Here is a 16,578-nt window from a genome sequence, read left to right as displayed (position 1 = left end):
TTTTTTTCCTAAAAGTCTATGTTGATGCCTTCTGGCCATAGAGGGTGTCTTCCCTCATTCTGTAGTTTCTTTTCTGCTAATCTTTTTACTTTGGGATGGATGGTGAAGACAATTCGATTGATCGAATTTAAAAGGTCTGAATAGTTTTTATTAAAATGTTGCTCACTGAGGTGGTGAACTTTTGAATCAATGATGGATTCTCGATAACTCAGTAAACACCAGATATCCTCAACACTTTCAATGATGACCTGATTGTCACAATTGAAGCAATTATGAATGTCAGAACAAGCCAGGTGGTCAACGTTAAAGTCTTTCGGGCTAAAGTGATTCCTCCTTCGATATTTGTCAGCCTGACTGGAATAGACATTTTTGCAGCCCGTTCCTATAATCGTTTTTTCGCCGTTCTTATCTGCATATTTTGCAAGGAATTCCTCGTACGGAAGAACTTCTAACCCCAACTCTTTTTTTGCAAATTCTTTTGCAGCATTAATATCTGAACATCTAGCCGCGCCTTCAATTGTGTGAGTTGCTGCAAGCAATTGTTTTTGGTTCTCAACCTGATTTCCGGAAGAATAGTGCTTTGATAATGTGTATGGGGTATTGCCTAAGAGCAATGCTGTTTCAGTTGCATTTCCCGTTTTTGCTAAATAGCGGTAACTTCCACTGGCACGAAATTTCGAAGCCATTGGCCGTAATGGCTCACCATCATCAGATTTTAGAGAAAACATCTCATACAGCCATTTAGAGAAGGTTTGTATATGTCCTTGTTCTAAGGGAGCGATATTTCCTTTTTTAGCCTGCCAAAGAAGATGAGGTTCTGACGAAATAAGGTTACTTAGTTTCAATAACTGTTCAAAAAAACGAAGGGCAATTTTGGGGACATGATACGTACCGTTATCCCCAATCGATATAGATACATACTTATTTGCTCTAGGCTTTAAAACACTTTGTTCAAACCATTTTCCTCCTTCAAATATTTTCTCTTTAGGTTTTGTCATGTTCAGGAGGACAGTCGTATTACCCCATGTGTAATACGACAACATGAAGTAGGCTGCACTAAAACATTTTGTTACTGGGGAGGCTATCTCATGCGTATGTTGATTATAGGTAAAGGATGCAGTTCTTTGATTGCCTGAGGCATTCAAGTGAACCTCGGGATTATCTATTATTTGTTTGGAAATTTGCCTGAAAAAGGAATTAATAATTTTGATTAAGGAAGACAGCTCTCGATCTGAATAGCCTTGAGTTGGATTAGGTTCAGATCGAAACAAACCATACGGGGAAAACCATTCTGAGCTTGGGTTTCCAAGCATTTCCAAACATTTTTTTGAACAAGAAATCATTTTCCGCGCAGAGTTGGTATTCATTGAAGAGATACGAACTTGTTCTATCAAATGTCTTTCCCATGACTCAACTGCAGCTGAGCTTTCTGGATTAAGTTTTTTCGAATCACAAAAGCGAACGTACTTCGCAAAATCTCTTAGGTAGCTTTGTTTTGTCAGATCAGAGTATTCGTTTGTCTCAGTAAATATTCTGTACCACCTCAGAACATCAGCATCTCGATTTGCAGGTTCTGCTTGTTGTAAATCTCTTTTAAAAGCAACGCCTTTGTAGAAAAAACGGGTGAAGTCATAAGTTAACGTTTGTTTGATTCCGGTACGAAGTTTGATTGTTAATGTCGGAGGAGAGTAAGTCATAACATTGCTTCCTCTAATATTTGGTCAAGCATAACAATCGCATTTTGGTTTGCTTTTTCTTTTCTTAAATATCGAAGATATTTCCATGTGGTTTTATCGTCTTTGTGTCCCATCCACCCCATAATCAAAGCTAAAGCATCACCAACTGGGAGATGGTTCATTAGTGAATCGAGGCGATAGGTACCATAGGTTGCTCTTAAATCATGAGTGCGGTGGCTAAAGACGATATTGTGTTTCTGTTGGATTTGGTGCTTTAGGCGACGAAAATGTTGTTGGACGTTGTTACTACAAAGAGGGTTACCTAAATTGTTAAGGAGAAGTGTTTTATGTGTATTATCAGTTTTACTCGCCCGTTTTAGTCGCCGATCACTAACCAAATAGTCATACATCTTGCGCATTAGTTGGTTAGGTATTTCTACTTTGCGTGTTTTGTTGAATTTAGTGTGTACGCCGTTATTAGCTCCGATTTCAACTTCGTATCGGCGAATATGTTGTTGAGGCATTTCAACAACCTCAAATGGAAATGTACAAGCTTCTTCAACGCGTAATCCAGACTGTATTTGTAGTAGCTGATGAATGATAAACTCTTCAGAACACTCTCTGAGACAGTCGGCAAAACAGAATAGCTCTTGTTGAGATAAAGGATTGAGTTTTTGTTGTTCATTTCTTGCTGGCTTCCTGATTCTCAGATCAGTTGATCGCACTGCGAATCTCGGGTTGTTATGATTCATTATTCCTGAATTGGCGATATGAACTATTTGATAATTAAATGGTTTATTCTCTTCTGTGAAGGTAATAAACCTTTCATGAGCTGCCCATTCATAGAATTTGATGACATGAAGAATGTACATAGATGCTGTAGAAAAAGCGATCTCTCCGCTTCTTGCTGCTTTTAATAGGTCATCATTTCTGAATCTATAGGTGGGTTTTAGATAATCGTTTGCTGGAAAATTATCCCAGGAATAATTATTGGTTTCTAAGAACTGCCAATATCTCTTAAGGGCGCGAACACTTGCTGTTATATCGACTGCTTTTCGAATATTCACCAAGTAATTGAACCAGAGGTTCACCGGGAGCAGGTATTCGTTGTCTTTAGAGTAAAAGGTAGGAAATCCACTTAATTGAATGGATGTCGATTTACTTGAAGGCGGATAGATTCGGGGAACATCAAAATTTTTAGAATTTACAACAGTAACCATACCAGCCTCCAATGTATTTGATATACATAGAGGCTAGTAGGTTTTCCAGAGTTTACAAATCTACAGGGTGGATTTTCCAGACACAGATCTACATGGTAACAAATTCTTCACTGCCCGTTGGGTGAATAGCCACTACTGAATCAAAATCAGCTTTCGTCGCGCCCATCTTCATTGCAACTGCAAAACCTTGAATCATTTCATCCACTGTAAAGCCAATACCATGTAAACCGACCACGGTTTCTTCTGGCCCTGCGCAGACTAATTTCATTTTGCATGGCTGGCGATGAGAGGTTACCGCGGTATACATGGCAGTAAAGCTCGATGTATAGATTTTGACCTGATCCGCGCCATATTTAGCTATCGCGTCGGGTTCGGTTAAGCCGATGGTACCAATCGGTGGGTGACTAAAGACCACGGTAGGCACTAACTCATAATCCATTTTTGCTTCAGGTTTGTTGTTGAACAAACGCTCGGACAGCTGACGACCTGCTTTAACAGCCACGGGGGTTAACTCAATACCGCCTTCCATAATATCGCCGACGCAGTAAATACCTTCAACATTGGTGTTTTGGTATTGATCGACTTTAATATAGCCTTGCTCATTAGTCGCCACGCCAGTGGCGGCAAGATTAATCGCATCCGTGGCAGGATGGCGACCAATCGCCCAGATCAGGGTATCGACATTGCAGCTTTGGCCATTTTCAAGATGCAGTGTCAGACTGCCATCGGCCTCTTTAACGACTTGTTTTGGCACACTATGAGTGTGCAGTGTTGGCCCTTCCGTTTTCATTACTTCGGTCAAAGTATCGATGATCATCGGATCAAAGCTGCGCAGTGGCGATTCTTTGCGTACAAACAAGTGGGTCTCTGTACCAAGGGCATGCAGTACCCCGGCGATCTCAACCGCAATATAACCAGCGCCGACCACGGCTACGCGTTTCGGCTGCTCGGTTAGCTCAAAGAAGCCGTTGGAATCAATACCGTATTCTGCGCCAGGGATGTTTGGAATGGTTGGTCGGCCACCCACGGCAATCAAAATATGATCGGCGGTATAGTGTTTGCCTTCCACTTCGATAGTTTTGGTATCAATGAAACGGGCAAAACCACGAATAACCTGCACTTTGTTATTACCGAGTACGCGATCATAAGATTGATGAATACGACCGATATAGGCTTGACGGCTTTCAATCAGTTTTGACCAATCTAGACCATTAACCTTGACATCAAAGCCGTAGTCTTTTGCGTAAAGCTGCATGGCTTCGGCAATTTGAGCGCCATGCCACATGACTTTTTTCGGCACACAGCCGACATTCACACAAGTGCCACCGAGATCTTTCGCTTCAATCAAAGCGACTTTTGCGCCATACATTGCCGCACGGTTCGCTGAAGCGATGCCACCGCTGCCGCCACCAATACAGATATAATCAAAATGTGTTGTCATTCCTTTCTCCGTTATTCTTTTCAGTGCGTTATTAACTAGATTGGGTCAGTTTATTCTGGAACAACCCATTCGACTTTAAAATGACCCGTTGCGGGAGCGATGGCTTGCTTGAGAAACGGCAGAATGGTTTGCATTTCACTCTCCAGTTTCCACGGCGGGTTAATCACAATCATCCCTGACGCGGTCATACCACGTTGATTGGTATCGGGCGCCACGCCAAGTTCAATTTGTAAGATTTTACGAATGCCAAGGTTAGCTAGGCCTTCTAACATATCTTCAATATCGCAGCGGTTAACTACAGGATACCAAATCGCATAAATGCCCGTTGACCAACGTTTATGGCTTTGTGCGATGGCTTGCACCACATCGCGATACTCTTTGGCCAGCTCATAAGGCGGATCAATCAGCACCAAGCCGCGGCGTTCTTTCGGCGGCAAGCTGGCTTTTAAGCGTGCAAAGCCGTCTTGTTTGTAAATGGCCACTTGGCGATCACGAGCAAATTCTTGCTCCAGTAATGGGTAATCACTGGGATGCAGTTCGCTGAGTACCATGCGGTCTTGGGCACGAAGGTGAGCGCGAGCGATGCGTGGTGAACCTGGGTAATAGCGTAGCTCCTCGCCTTGGTTGAGGGCTTTAACCGCATCCAGATAACTGTCTATTGCCGCGGGAGTGTCTGTCTGCTGCCATAATCGGCCAATCCCTTGTTTGTATTCTCCGGTTTTTTCTGACCACTCGTGGGTTAAATCGTAGCGCCCAACGCCAGAATGAGTATCGTGATAAACAAATGGCGTCTCTTTTTGCTGTAAAGCATTGAGAATAAGACTTTGTACGATATGCTTTAATACATCAGCGTGGTTGCCAGCATGAAAACTGTGACGATAACTTAGCAAAATGAGCTCTCAAAACACTCCTGCGCGAGTGTGGCTAGTGAATCAAATAATATCGCCTGATTATATACTCAAAAGCGTTTCAGGTGCAGTTGGTGATACGTCAGTCTGAGCAAGGTGGGTTGATGATATCCTCTTCGTACTTGAAGCTGCCGCGGTGTTGGTTGCATTTATTCACCCCAATCACATCGTTTGTCTATGCTCATGGGGATTGATTCACTTGCCGCTTACTTGTAACTCCAAGTCGTTTGGGATAGTGGGGTGAAAGTTAGCTTAACATCGTCAATCTTGTGGTGATTTTAAGTCATAATACTTAAGTCGCTATTGAAATTTTGCCTCACCACCCCGATTTACTTTCTCATAACACAACCTTCTTACTTTGCCACTACAAATAGGAAGGAGAGCGACACGTCTTAACTCAAAAGGAATGTTATATGTCAAATCCTCTTCTCACGTTCACGGATTTACCGCCGTTTTCTGCCATTAAACCTGAGCATGTAAAACCTGCGGTTGAACAAGTGATTGAAGCTTGCCGCACTAAAATTAACCAAGTTCTTGAGGGTAACACTCAACCTTCATGGGCGAGTGTGATTGCGCCGATTGAAGAAGTCGATGATCGCTTAAGCCGAGTATGGTCACCGGTCAGTCACATGAATTCCGTTGTCAATAGTGATGAGTTACGTGACGCTTATGAAAGCTGTCTGCCTCTGCTTTCTGAGTACAGCACTTGGGTTGGACAACACAAAGGACTGTTCGAAGCTTATAAAGCGATCAAAGCCAGTCCAGAGTTTGCAACCTTAACTCGAGCTCAGCAAAAAACCATCGACGATGGCTTGCGTGATTTTGAGCTTTCGGGGATTGGCTTACCTGCCGCCGAGCAGAAACGCTATGGTGAGATTAGTAAGCGCATGTCCGAGTTAGGTTCAAAGTTTTCTAATAATGTCCTTGATGCCACCATGGGCTGGAGCAAACAGATCTCCGATGTTGAGCAGTTAGCGGGTATGCCAGAATCGGCCCTTGCTGCAGCGAAAGCAGCCGCAGAAGCGAAAGGGTTAGAAGGGTATTTATTGACTCTAGAGATGCCTTCTTATCTACCCGTGATGACCTATTGTGATAACCAAGCTCTGCGTCAAGAGTTGTATGAAGCGTACGTGACGCGAGCATCGGATCGCGGTCCTAACGCTGGTCAATGGGACAACAGTGAGATCATTGCTGAGAAACTCAAGCTACGCCATGAAATTGCTCGGATGTTAGGGTTTAACTCCTACAGTGAAAAATCATTAGCGACCAAAATGGCGGAAACCCCAGATCAAGTGTTGGGCTTCCTGAATGATTTGGCGGCGAAAGCCAAGCCTCAAGGCGAGCGTGAAGTGGAAGCCTTACGCCAATTTGCTGAGCAAGAATATGGCGTGTCTGAGCTGCAATTGTGGGATGTCGCTTACTACAGTGAGAAGCAAAAACAGCACTTGTTTAACATTTCCGATGAGGAATTGCGTCCTTATTTCCCTGAGCAGACGGTAGTCAAAGGCTTATTTGAAGTGCTTCACCGTGTGTTCGGTATGTCGGTTAAAGAGCGTGCAGGGGTAGATACTTGGCATCCTTCGGTACGTTTCTTTGATATTTTTGATTCCAACCATACCTTACGTGGTAGCTTCTATCTTGATCTGTACGCTCGTGAGCATAAACGGGGCGGTGCTTGGATGGACGATTGCCGTGGCCGTCGTGTGACGCAAAATGGTGAATTGCAAACGCCAGTGGCTTATTTAACCTGTAACTTCAACCGCCCAATCGGCGATAAGCCAGCCTTATTTACTCATGATGAAGTGGTGACGCTGTTTCACGAATTTGGTCATGGTATTCATCATATGCTGACTCAAGTCGAGATTGGCTCGGTGTCTGGCATCAATGGTGTGCCTTGGGACGCGGTTGAGTTACCAAGTCAATTTTTAGAAAACTGGTGCTGGGAAGAAGAGGCATTGACCTTTATTTCAGGTCATTACCAAACTGGTGAACCGCTGCCGAAAGCAATGCTGGATAAAATGCTCGCTGCGAAGAACTTCCAATCGGCGATGTTTATTTTGCGTCAATTGGAATTCGGTCTGTTCGATTTTACGCTTCATACCACCTACGACCCAGAAGTCGGGCCAAAAGTGCTAGAAACCTTAGCTGAAGTGAAGAAAAAGGTCTCAGTATTACCAAGCTTAGAGTGGAACCGTTTCTCTCACAGCTTTAGCCATATTTTTGCGGGTGGTTATAGCGCTGGTTACTACAGCTATTTATGGGCAGAAGTGTTGTCTGCGGATGCGTTTTCACGCTTTGAAGAAGAGGGTATTTTTAATACTCAAGCTGGACAAAGCTTCCTAGAAAATATTCTTGAAATGGGTGGCAGTGAAGAGCCTATGGAGCTATTCAAGCGTTTTCGTGGTCGTGAACCACAAATCGACGCTATGCTACGCCATGCCGGGATCGCCGCTTAAATACACGTCAAGTGAACATCACTTAGAAGGGCTGCTCATGCAGCCCTTTTCTATGCCATCACTCGACGATGACGATGAAACGGGGACTTGTTACGTCATTTGGTTATCCCATCGTTTAAGAGTATAATCGTACAAATTATGTATAAATAAACAGTAGATTAGCCATGATGGATCCCTCTCTTTTGCTCGATGGTCTCAACGATAAACAGCGCGAAGCCGTTGCCGCCCCTTTAGAAAATCTATTGGTGTTGGCAGGAGCGGGCAGTGGTAAAACACGGGTACTAGTGCATCGTATTGCTTGGCTAATCTCGGTTGAACAAGCATCGCCGTTTTCGGTCATGTCGGTGACGTTTACCAATAAAGCCGCTGCAGAAATGCGTGGACGCATTGAAGAGCTAATGCAAGGCAGCGCATCGGGTATGTGGAATGGTACCTTCCACGGCATTTGTCATCGTATTTTACGTGCCCACTATTTAGACGCCAATTTGCCGGAAGATTTTCAAATTCTCGATTCTGAAGATCAACTGCGTTTATTACGCCGTTTAATCAAAGCGCAAAATCTCGATGAGAAACAATGGCCCGCTAAACAGGTTTGTTGGTGGATCAATGGCAAAAAAGACGAAGGATTACGTCCGCGACATATTGATGTCTACCGCGATCCGGTGACACAAACCTATCTGCAGTTGTACAGCGCTTATCAAGAAGCGTGCGACCGAGCGGGGCTGATCGATTTTGCCGAAATTTTATTGCGTACTCACGAGCTTTTGCGTGATAAACAGCATATTCGCGAACACTATCAAGCGCGTTTCAAACATATTCTGGTCGACGAATTTCAAGATACCAATAATATTCAGTACGCTTGGCTACGCATGTTAGCCGGACCTGAATGTCATGTGATGATTGTGGGTGATGACGATCAATCGATTTATGGCTGGCGTGGAGCGAATATCGCCAATATTGAAAAATTCACCTTGGAATTTCCGAGTGTTAACACCATTCGCCTTGAGCAAAACTACCGTTCAACCAAAACCATCTTACAGGCCTCGAACGCCTTAATTGCCAATAACACCGAGCGGATGGGTAAAGAGCTATGGACCGATGGTAATGAAGGCGAGCGGATCTCGGTGTACTCTGCTTATAACGATTTGGATGAGGCCCGCTTCACGGTGACCAAAATTAAAGAGTGGCGAGATAATGGGGGCTTACTCAATGATTGTGCGATGCTTTATCGCAATAACGCTCAGTCACGGGTATTGGAAGAGGCGTTAATTCAAGCTGGTCTACCTTATCGCATCTATGGCGGGATGCGCTTTTTTGAACGCCAGGAGATCAAAGATTCGCTGAGCTATTTACGTTTAATCGCTAATCGTCATGATGATTCGGCTTTTGAACGAGTGATCAATACTCCGGTGCGAGGGCTGGGTGATAAAACGCTGGAAACCATTCGTTTTGCTGCCCGTGATCGTGGTTGTACTTTATGGGATGCCAGTATCGCGTTATTAAATGAGCAAGTGCTAACCGGACGTGCAGCGGGAGCTTTGAGCCGCTTTGTTGAGCTGATTAATGCCTTGGAAGACGATAGTGCTGAGATGCCACTTTACGTACAAACGGACCACGTGATCAAAACTTCGGGTTTATACGCCATGTATGAACAAGAGAAAGGCGAGAAATCTAAGGCACGAATCGAAAACTTGGAGGAATTGGTTACCGCCACGCGTCAGTTTGAAAAACCAGAAGAAGCCGATGAGATGAGCATGCTAACCGCATTTTTAACCCATGCAGCACTGGAAGCAGGGGAAGGGCAAGCGGATGAGTTTGATGATGCGGTGCAATTGATGACGTTACACAGCGCGAAAGGACTAGAATTTCCTTTGGTGTTTATGGTTGGTGTCGAAGAAGGTATGTTCCCGAGCCAAATGTCCGCTGAAGAAGCGGGGCGTTTAGAAGAAGAGCGCCGTCTGTGTTATGTCGGCATGACGCGAGCGATGCAAAAGTTATACATCACCCATGCAGAAATTCGCCGTTTGTACGGCCAAGACAAATATCACAAGCCATCGCGTTTTATTCGCGAATTACCTGAGCACTGTTTAGATGAAGTGCGCATGAAAGCGCAAGTCAGCAGACCCGCTAACAGTGGCCGGTTTAGCTCTAGTGCGGTGAAAGAGAATTTTAATGAAACGGGCTTTAGTTTGGGGGCTCGAGTGCGGCATCCGAAATTCGGTGAAGGTACGATCATCAACTTTGAAGGCAGTGGCCCACAGAGCAGAGTGCAAGTCGCGTTTAATGGTGAAGGCATTAAATGGCTGGTCACCGCTTATGCTCGATTAGAAAAAGCTTAGCGTTTTTCAGCGTTACCAAACAAGTGGGTAACGCTGATTACCGATAAAAGAAAACCCCGCGGGCAAAGCCTGCGGGGTTAGGGTCTTACTTGCAGCAATCCAGCTACTCAATCGGTGCTCCCTGCATCAATTCCTTGATAGTATGCCATATCCTTTAGCGTAATCCGTCCATCGCCTTCCTAGCGGTGTCCTTTATCATCCTGATCGACTAACCATCCTGTTAGTTCGCTTACTTGTTCCCTGAGCAGTGTCCTTGACATCATCCTGATGTTCAATCCTTGCCTCATCCAGAGGAGTCCATTGTCATTCCGTTGTCGTTACCATCCTAGTAACGAGCGCATCCTTTCAATGTCCCTGTGCTATCCTTGCTGATGATGAATCCTTAACCATCACTCGCCATCCTGACGTTTACTGTCCGTAGTAATTTCTGTTCCGTGTCAGCATCCTTCCGACACCACCCATACTACGCTTTTAGGCCACATCAACAAGAGACTAAAAATAAATAGGCGCTCAATTTTTTGCTGTGGATTTTATTATAAAATCAATAAATTCAATTGGTTATTTGTTTTTAAGTGGCGTTGCTCTAGAGAGAAAACGATGTTGGCTTACTTATTTGTGCGAGATCGCTTACAAAAGGTCAAGCCAATCTTCCTCTTTGGGCGCTTGGCTCGAGGAGCGATTATGATTGATAAAACAAGCCGATCAGTGCTTGAGAGAGAATCATTAAGCCAATTAGGCTGAAAATAATCCCACACAATAAATCAATATAGCGGCTTGCCCGTTGCAATTTACGCTGCAAGCGCTCGGTTGACAGCATCCACGCTAGTGCGGCGAACCAGAGCAGTGAGATAGCCCATAGAATCAGTAACGCCATCCCTTTACCTTGTAGTGACATGCTGGCCGGTACTAACGTTGACATCAAACTGATGAAAAAAACCAAGGCCTTAGGATTAAACAGATTGGTAATTAAGCCACGAGAAAACGCTTGCCGTTTATTATTCAGTAGCAGTTCTGTGCGCTGAGAGATAACCCCACTGTCTGTTTTCCAGTGTTGTATGGTATGGCGTAGTGCATTACTGCCCAGATAGAGTAAGTAACTGCCACCGGCGACTTGGACGAGTGCAAACAGCAAGGGCTGTTGATGAACAAGATAGCTGACACCCGTTAAGCTTAATAACGAGTGAAGTAAGATGCCGCAGGATAGCCCAAGGGCAATATAAAGCCCAGTGTGGCGACCGTAGCGAGTGGCGTTTTGAATCACCAGCGCCATATCTGGCCCCGGGCTCATCAAAGCAATGAAATGGACACTGGCTAGGGTAATTAATAAGCTGATTTCATTCATGGTTATTGGCTCAAAAAATTGGAGAGAATCAAGAATGCCAGATTAAACCGCTGTGCGATTGTAAATTATTGACGTTTAACTGATGGCTGAGGGAGTTACACCATAAGTCCATTTAAAGGCTTTGGTAAAATGGGCTTGATCGTAAAATCCGACTCGATGAGCGACTTCCGTTCCTGCTAGACCACTTTTTATCAGTTTCATGCCCTGCTCTAGACGTAGTCGAGTAAACCAAGCGTAGGGTGTCATACCCATTTGAGCTTTAAAATGACGTTGAAACTGAGTTGGACTGAGCTGACAAAGCTGGGCAAGTTGTGCCAATTGTACAGGTTGATCGATATTGGCGATCAGAAATTCTTTCAGCGTCGCAATAGTTTGTACGCCAAGCGGAATCGCCACTTTTTCTTTAGTTATACTATAGCGATGAATTAAATTGGCGAGTCCTTCGTATGGGAGGCAATCTTGTTCTAGTTGGCTTAGGTTAGGCAACAGTAAGCGTTGATGGAGCTGAGACAGTTGCTGAAAAATCGATTGGTCATCAACAATTACGCGATTAAAATTGATCATCGCATGAGAGCGGCTTAATGCTACATGTTCACTAAACCATTCTGGAGTGATTGATAACACTCGTACTTGATAGCCTGAATCAAATAAAGATTGACCATCGTGAAGTTCATCCGGTGGCATAATGACGATCTGTCCGTGTCCTACCTGATGTTGGCTGCCACGATAAACAAACTTTTGTTGGCCACTGGTGATCAAACCGATATGAAAATCCAGATGATAGTGGCGTTGAAAGGCAAACTTTTTATAGTCAGCTTCAATCAGATTAATCGCTTGATGCTGCGTTGAATAATATCGAATCGTATCCATATGAGCTTAGTGGTATGAGAATCGATACCACTAAGCTTAATCGTTACCCATTGCCTTGTCTTGTAAAAAATGATCACCTTACTCGGTAACAATACGCGTGGTATGGCGTTTATAAGTTAACCCATCGTAACTAAAGGCGATCAGTGCGCCCCAAATAAAGACGAAAGTGATCGCTTTATCGGCGCTGAACGCTTCGCCGTATACCAAAACGGCGAGTAAGAACATCAAGCTAGGGCCGATATATTGGAAGAAACCGAGCGTCGATAACTTAAGGCGCGTTGCCGCACCAGTGAAACAGAGCAAAGGTAAAGTGGTGATGATGCCTGCGCTGATCAGCAGTAGATTCAATGACCAGTCATTGTTCGATAGGTGGCTGGTTGGCGTATCGGCCAGCATAAACAGATATAACGCGGCGACAGGCAGTAAAAATAAGGTTTCGATAAATAGACCACTTTGTGCCCCCACGCCGACTTTTTTGCGCAGCAAACCGTATAAACCAAATGTAGTGGCGAGCACTAGCGCTACCACTGGCAGCGATCCAAATACCACCAACTGAATACCAACGCCAATCATCGCCAGTAGCACGGCAAACCATTGTAATTTACGTAGTCGTTCACCTAAAAATAGCATACCAAGAAAGACATTCAGGATGGGATTGATGTAATAGCCAAGACTGGCATCAAGCATATGGTTGGCATTAATTGCCCAGATAAAAATCAACCAGTTACCCCCAATCAAGAGGGCGGTGATCAACAAATAACCGAGCTTGACCTTAGATTGAAAAACGTCGACAACCGCTCGCCATTGACGGCTAAAATGGAGCAGTCCTGCCAATAAAAAGAAAGACCAAATAACCCGATGGCTGAGAATTTCTAGCGGAGAAACGTGGCCCAGTAATTTAAAATAAATCGGTGCTACGCCCCACATGGTGTAAGCACAGATCGCTAAAAAGATACCTTTTTTAGCTTCTTGTTGTTGTTCTAATGTCATGATGTCGAATTCTCTGCAGTCGCAAGGGATAAAGAGGAGAAATGCTGGTCAGGGCGTGTTAACTAATACGTAAAAACGTAACCAAAGGTTAACCGCTGAGAGTATAACCTGTAAATCGAATTCATCGACTACTTTGCGGTTTTATTCACCGGCAAACGGCACTACAATACTCGACTGTTCTGATACTTGAAGTATCAGCATCCCTACTCATGATTGAGAGCTTGCATGACCGCCACTGTACTCGTTGAACAACCGGAACTTAACTTATCGCCGCAGCACGTATTACGTGAGGTATTTGGCTATCAGACGTTTCGGGTTGGACAGCAAGAGGTGATAGAGGCGGCGATCGCTGGGCAAGACAGCTTGGTGATTATGCCTACTGGGGGCGGTAAATCGCTTTGCTACCAGATCCCTGCGTTAGTGTTTCCCGGACTCACCGTGGTGATTTCACCGCTGATCTCATTGATGAAAGATCAAGTCGATCAGCTCAAAGCCAATGGTGTTGCCGCAGAGTGTGTCAACTCTAGTCTCTCACGCGAGACGCTGATTGCGATTTATAACCGGATTAATCGCGGACAGATAAAATTGCTTTATGTCTCGCCAGAGCGAGTGTTAATGGCCGATTTTATCGAACGCTTACAACAGCTACCATTAGCGATGATCGCCGTGGATGAGGCGCACTGTATTTCTCAGTGGGGGCATGATTTTCGCCGAGAGTACGCCGCGCTTGGTCAGCTTAAACAGATATTTCCTCACGTTCCCTTTATGGCCTTAACGGCAACGGCGGATGATGCGACACGCGTTGATATTTTACATCGCCTGCAATTGGCTAACCCGCACATTTATTTGGGTAGCTTTGATCGGCCCAATATTCGTTACACCTTAGTTGAAAAGCACAAACCCGTATCGCAAGTGATCCGTTATTTAGAAACGCAACGTGGTCAATGTGGGATCATCTATTGTGGCAGTCGTAAAAAAGTCGAAATGCTGACTGAAAAACTGTGCAATAACGGCATTCGAGCGGCCAGTTACCATGCCGGGATGGAGGTTGATGAGCGTGCTTATGTCCAAGAGGCGTTTCAGCGTGATGATGTGCAAATTGTTGTCGCTACGGTCGCCTTTGGGATGGGCATAAATAAGTCCAATGTGCGTTTTGTGGTCCATTTTGATATTCCACGCAATATTGAATCTTACTATCAAGAGACCGGACGTGCGGGACGCGATGGTTTGCCTGCTGAAGCGATCATGCTTTACGACCCTGCGGATATCGTTTGGCTGCGCCGCATGCTAGATGAAAAAGAAGAGGGGCCACAAAAGCAAGTCGAAAGCCATAAACTGACGGCGATGAGCCATTTTGCTGAGGCGCAAACCTGCCGCCGACAAGTATTGCTCAACTACTTTGGCGAATACCGTGACACACCTTGCGGTAACTGTGATGTCTGCCTTGACCCACCGAAACATTTCGATGCCACGGAGCAAGTGCGCAAAGCGCTGTCTTGTGTTTATCGTGTTCAGCAGAGTTTTGGGATTGGTTACGTGGTGGAAGTGCTGCGTGGGATGCAAAATATCCGGATTCGTGAAAATGGTCACGATAAACTCTCTACCTACGGTTTAGGACGCGATCACAGCCATGATTACTGGGTGAGCATTTTCCGTCAGTTGATTCATAAGGGTTTGCTACAGCAAAATATTACTCGCAATTCCACCTTGCAGTTGACCGAAGAAGCTCGGCCGATTCTGCGTGGCGACAAAGCGGTTGAATTAGCCGTGCCACGTTTAGATACCGCAGCACGGGCGGTGAAATCGGATAAATTGTCGAATAAAAACTACGACAAAAAATTGTTTGCGAAATTACGCAAACTGCGCAAATCGCTGGCCGATGAAGAAGGCTTACCACCGTATGTGGTCTTTAGCGATGCGACCTTAATTGATATGGCGGATATTTTACCGACGTCTTATGGCGAAATGCTGGCCGTGAATGGGGTTGGTCAGCGCAAACTAGAGAAATACGCCGATCCGTTTTTGGATGTCATTCAGGAGCATTTAACCGGTCATGGCTGAGTTTGCTTTACACGATTATCTTGCCGATCCGGGGCGACTTATCCTGAATACGTCAGAATGGGATATCGATAGTTTTCCCGCTCTTGGCGAGCGTTTTCTGCACTGGTTATCGGCTTCGCTTATCGATAAGCAGCTTGATGCCGACTTACATACTTGGCTAATTGATTTTGAAGGTTGTCAGCTACTACTCAAAGCCGAGCATTACAGCGCCAGTATTTGGCTTGAAACATTGAGTGATGAGCAAGGCCGAGAAGAGCTGGCCTTTATCGCTCAGTTACTTTCAGGTCACCCATCCGCCGCTGATTGAGTCTTAGGTTTATAAAATTTGCTGAATGTCCGACGAAATGGTCTCTATCAATTGTCGCGCTGAATCTTCTCGTTGCTGAACCAAACTGATAAACAGTAAATCGGTTAAGACATTTTGCGCAGTACGAGAAGCGATAGACGAGCTGCGATGTTGCGTTTCATCGGCGATGGTATCTAAAGCGATATCCGCCAGCTGACGCAGTTTACTTTTCTTTGGTGCGGTCAGAGCAATAACTTTGGCCCCTTGTTGCTTAGCCGCTTCGGCGGCAATAAAGACCTCTTTTCTATCCCCAGAAAAAGAAATCGCGATTTGGACATCTTGAGGCGTGAGCGTTCGCGCGGTAGCAATTTGTACATGACTGTCTTGCTCAGCGAGTGCGGTAATGCCTAATTTCAATAGCTTGAAAGCCAAATCCTTCCCAGTCAGTGCCGAGCCGCCAATGCCAACGATTTGCACTCGATGCGCTTGATTAATCCAATTCACCGCATGGTGAAATTGTTCAAAACTGAGCGCGTTGGTGGTATGAAACATGGCATCCGTTTTTGCTTGGACTAACTTTTGTGCAATCACTGCTAGTGGATCATTAATAAAAATATTGTGCTGTACAGGCGTTGATTCGAGTGCTTGTTTGCGGCTGAGCTCTTCTACCAATAATAGTTTAAAAGCACTGTAACCTTTAAAGCCCATTTTTTGAGCAAACTTAATGATACTGGATTGGCTAGCACTCACTTGCTCGGCCAATTGTAAACTGGTCATTAAGGCTGCTTGTTGAGGATGAGCAAGGATCCAGTCGGCAATTTTTAACTCATTTGCTGAGAGCTGAGTACGTCGACTGAGCATTCGATTGACTATAGACATGATGATTTCTCCATATTCTACAAGCGGTTTTACCACGAATCCGTAATTCGAAAGACGATTTATGGTGCAGATTTTGGAATTTTTTATTCCTTGGTGGGAATTAAATTTGC

Annotated in this window: 12 protein-coding genes; 4 read left to right on the top strand and 8 right to left on the bottom strand. The window is 44.8% G+C overall.

Annotation, left to right across the window (positions count from 1 at the left end; all coding sequences use genetic code 11):
• Window positions 1-8: 8 nt before the first annotated feature.
• The 4 genes from AACS00_RS02345 to AACS00_RS02330 all read right to left on the bottom strand — a co-directional run bounded on the left by AACS00_RS02345 (window position 9) and on the right by AACS00_RS02330 (window position 5,227).
• The gene (locus AACS00_RS02345; RefSeq protein ID WP_110168370.1) at window positions 9-1,697 is read right to left on the bottom strand and encodes a hypothetical protein; all 1,689 of its coding nucleotides are present in this window, start codon (window positions 1,695-1,697) and stop codon (window positions 9-11) included.
• Window positions 1,694-2,896 carry a site-specific integrase gene (locus AACS00_RS02340; protein ID WP_181397655.1) on the bottom strand — a complete coding sequence of 401 codons (1,203 nt, stop codon included), beginning with the start codon at window positions 2,894-2,896 and terminating at the stop codon, window positions 1,694-1,696. Before AACS00_RS02340 ends, AACS00_RS02345 begins: the two co-directional genes overlap by 4 nt.
• A gap of 88 nt (window positions 2,897-2,984) precedes the next feature.
• Window positions 2,985-4,337 carry a glutathione-disulfide reductase gene (gene gorA, locus AACS00_RS02335; protein ID WP_110168368.1) on the bottom strand — a complete coding sequence of 451 codons (1,353 nt, stop codon included), beginning with the start codon at window positions 4,335-4,337 and terminating at the stop codon, window positions 2,985-2,987.
• Window positions 4,338-4,387: 50 nt separating this feature from the next.
• The gene (locus AACS00_RS02330; RefSeq protein WP_072670350.1) at window positions 4,388-5,227 is read right to left on the bottom strand and encodes a 23S rRNA (adenine(2030)-N(6))-methyltransferase RlmJ; all 840 of its coding nucleotides are present in this window, start codon (window positions 5,225-5,227) and stop codon (window positions 4,388-4,390) included.
• Window positions 5,228-5,658: 431 nt separating this feature from the next.
• Between AACS00_RS02330 and prlC the strand changes: the two genes are divergently transcribed.
• On the top strand, window positions 5,659-7,701 hold the full coding sequence (prlC, locus tag AACS00_RS02325) for an oligopeptidase A (RefSeq protein ID WP_110168367.1): 2,043 nt from the start codon (window positions 5,659-5,661) through the stop codon (window positions 7,699-7,701).
• Between the two features lie 164 nt (window positions 7,702-7,865).
• Window positions 7,866-10,040, top strand: a complete 2,175-nt coding sequence (uvrD, locus tag AACS00_RS02320; RefSeq protein WP_110168366.1) for a DNA helicase II — start codon at window positions 7,866-7,868, stop codon at window positions 10,038-10,040.
• Window positions 10,041-10,719: 679 nt separating this feature from the next.
• Here the strand turns inward: uvrD and AACS00_RS02315 are convergent.
• From AACS00_RS02315 to rarD, 3 genes are all read right to left on the bottom strand, one after another.
• Window positions 10,720-11,382 (bottom strand): LysE family translocator, encoded by a 663-nt coding sequence (locus AACS00_RS02315; RefSeq protein WP_110168365.1) that lies wholly within the window; start codon window positions 11,380-11,382, stop codon window positions 10,720-10,722.
• Between the two features lie 75 nt (window positions 11,383-11,457).
• On the bottom strand, window positions 11,458-12,252 hold the full coding sequence (locus AACS00_RS02310) for an AraC family transcriptional regulator (protein WP_072670346.1): 795 nt from the start codon (window positions 12,250-12,252) through the stop codon (window positions 11,458-11,460).
• Between the two features lie 78 nt (window positions 12,253-12,330).
• Entirely contained in the window at window positions 12,331-13,242 is a 912-nt protein-coding gene (gene rarD, locus AACS00_RS02305) for an EamA family transporter RarD (protein ID WP_072670345.1), read from the bottom strand.
• A gap of 225 nt (window positions 13,243-13,467) precedes the next feature.
• Here rarD and recQ point away from each other — a divergent pair, with 225 nt between their 5' ends.
• Entirely contained in the window at window positions 13,468-15,303 is a 1,836-nt protein-coding gene (gene recQ / locus AACS00_RS02300) for an ATP-dependent DNA helicase RecQ (protein ID WP_110168364.1), read from the top strand.
• The gene (locus tag AACS00_RS02295; RefSeq protein ID WP_110168363.1) at window positions 15,296-15,610 is read left to right on the top strand and encodes a DUF3630 family protein; all 315 of its coding nucleotides are present in this window, start codon (window positions 15,296-15,298) and stop codon (window positions 15,608-15,610) included. Before recQ ends, AACS00_RS02295 begins: the two co-directional genes overlap by 8 nt.
• A gap of 9 nt (window positions 15,611-15,619) precedes the next feature.
• Here AACS00_RS02295 and AACS00_RS02290 read toward each other — a convergent pair whose 3' ends face one another.
• Entirely contained in the window at window positions 15,620-16,468 is an 849-nt protein-coding gene (locus AACS00_RS02290; RefSeq protein ID WP_110168362.1) for a MurR/RpiR family transcriptional regulator, read from the bottom strand.
• Window positions 16,469-16,578 lie beyond the last annotated feature (110 nt).

It is taken from the genome of Vibrio sp. 11986-1-5 (assembly GCF_963878025.1).
GTDB lineage: Bacteria > Pseudomonadota > Gammaproteobacteria > Enterobacterales > Vibrionaceae > Vibrio > Vibrio injensis.
Note: the sequence above shows the minus strand (reverse complement) of the source record. Positions and strands in the feature narration are given on the sequence as shown.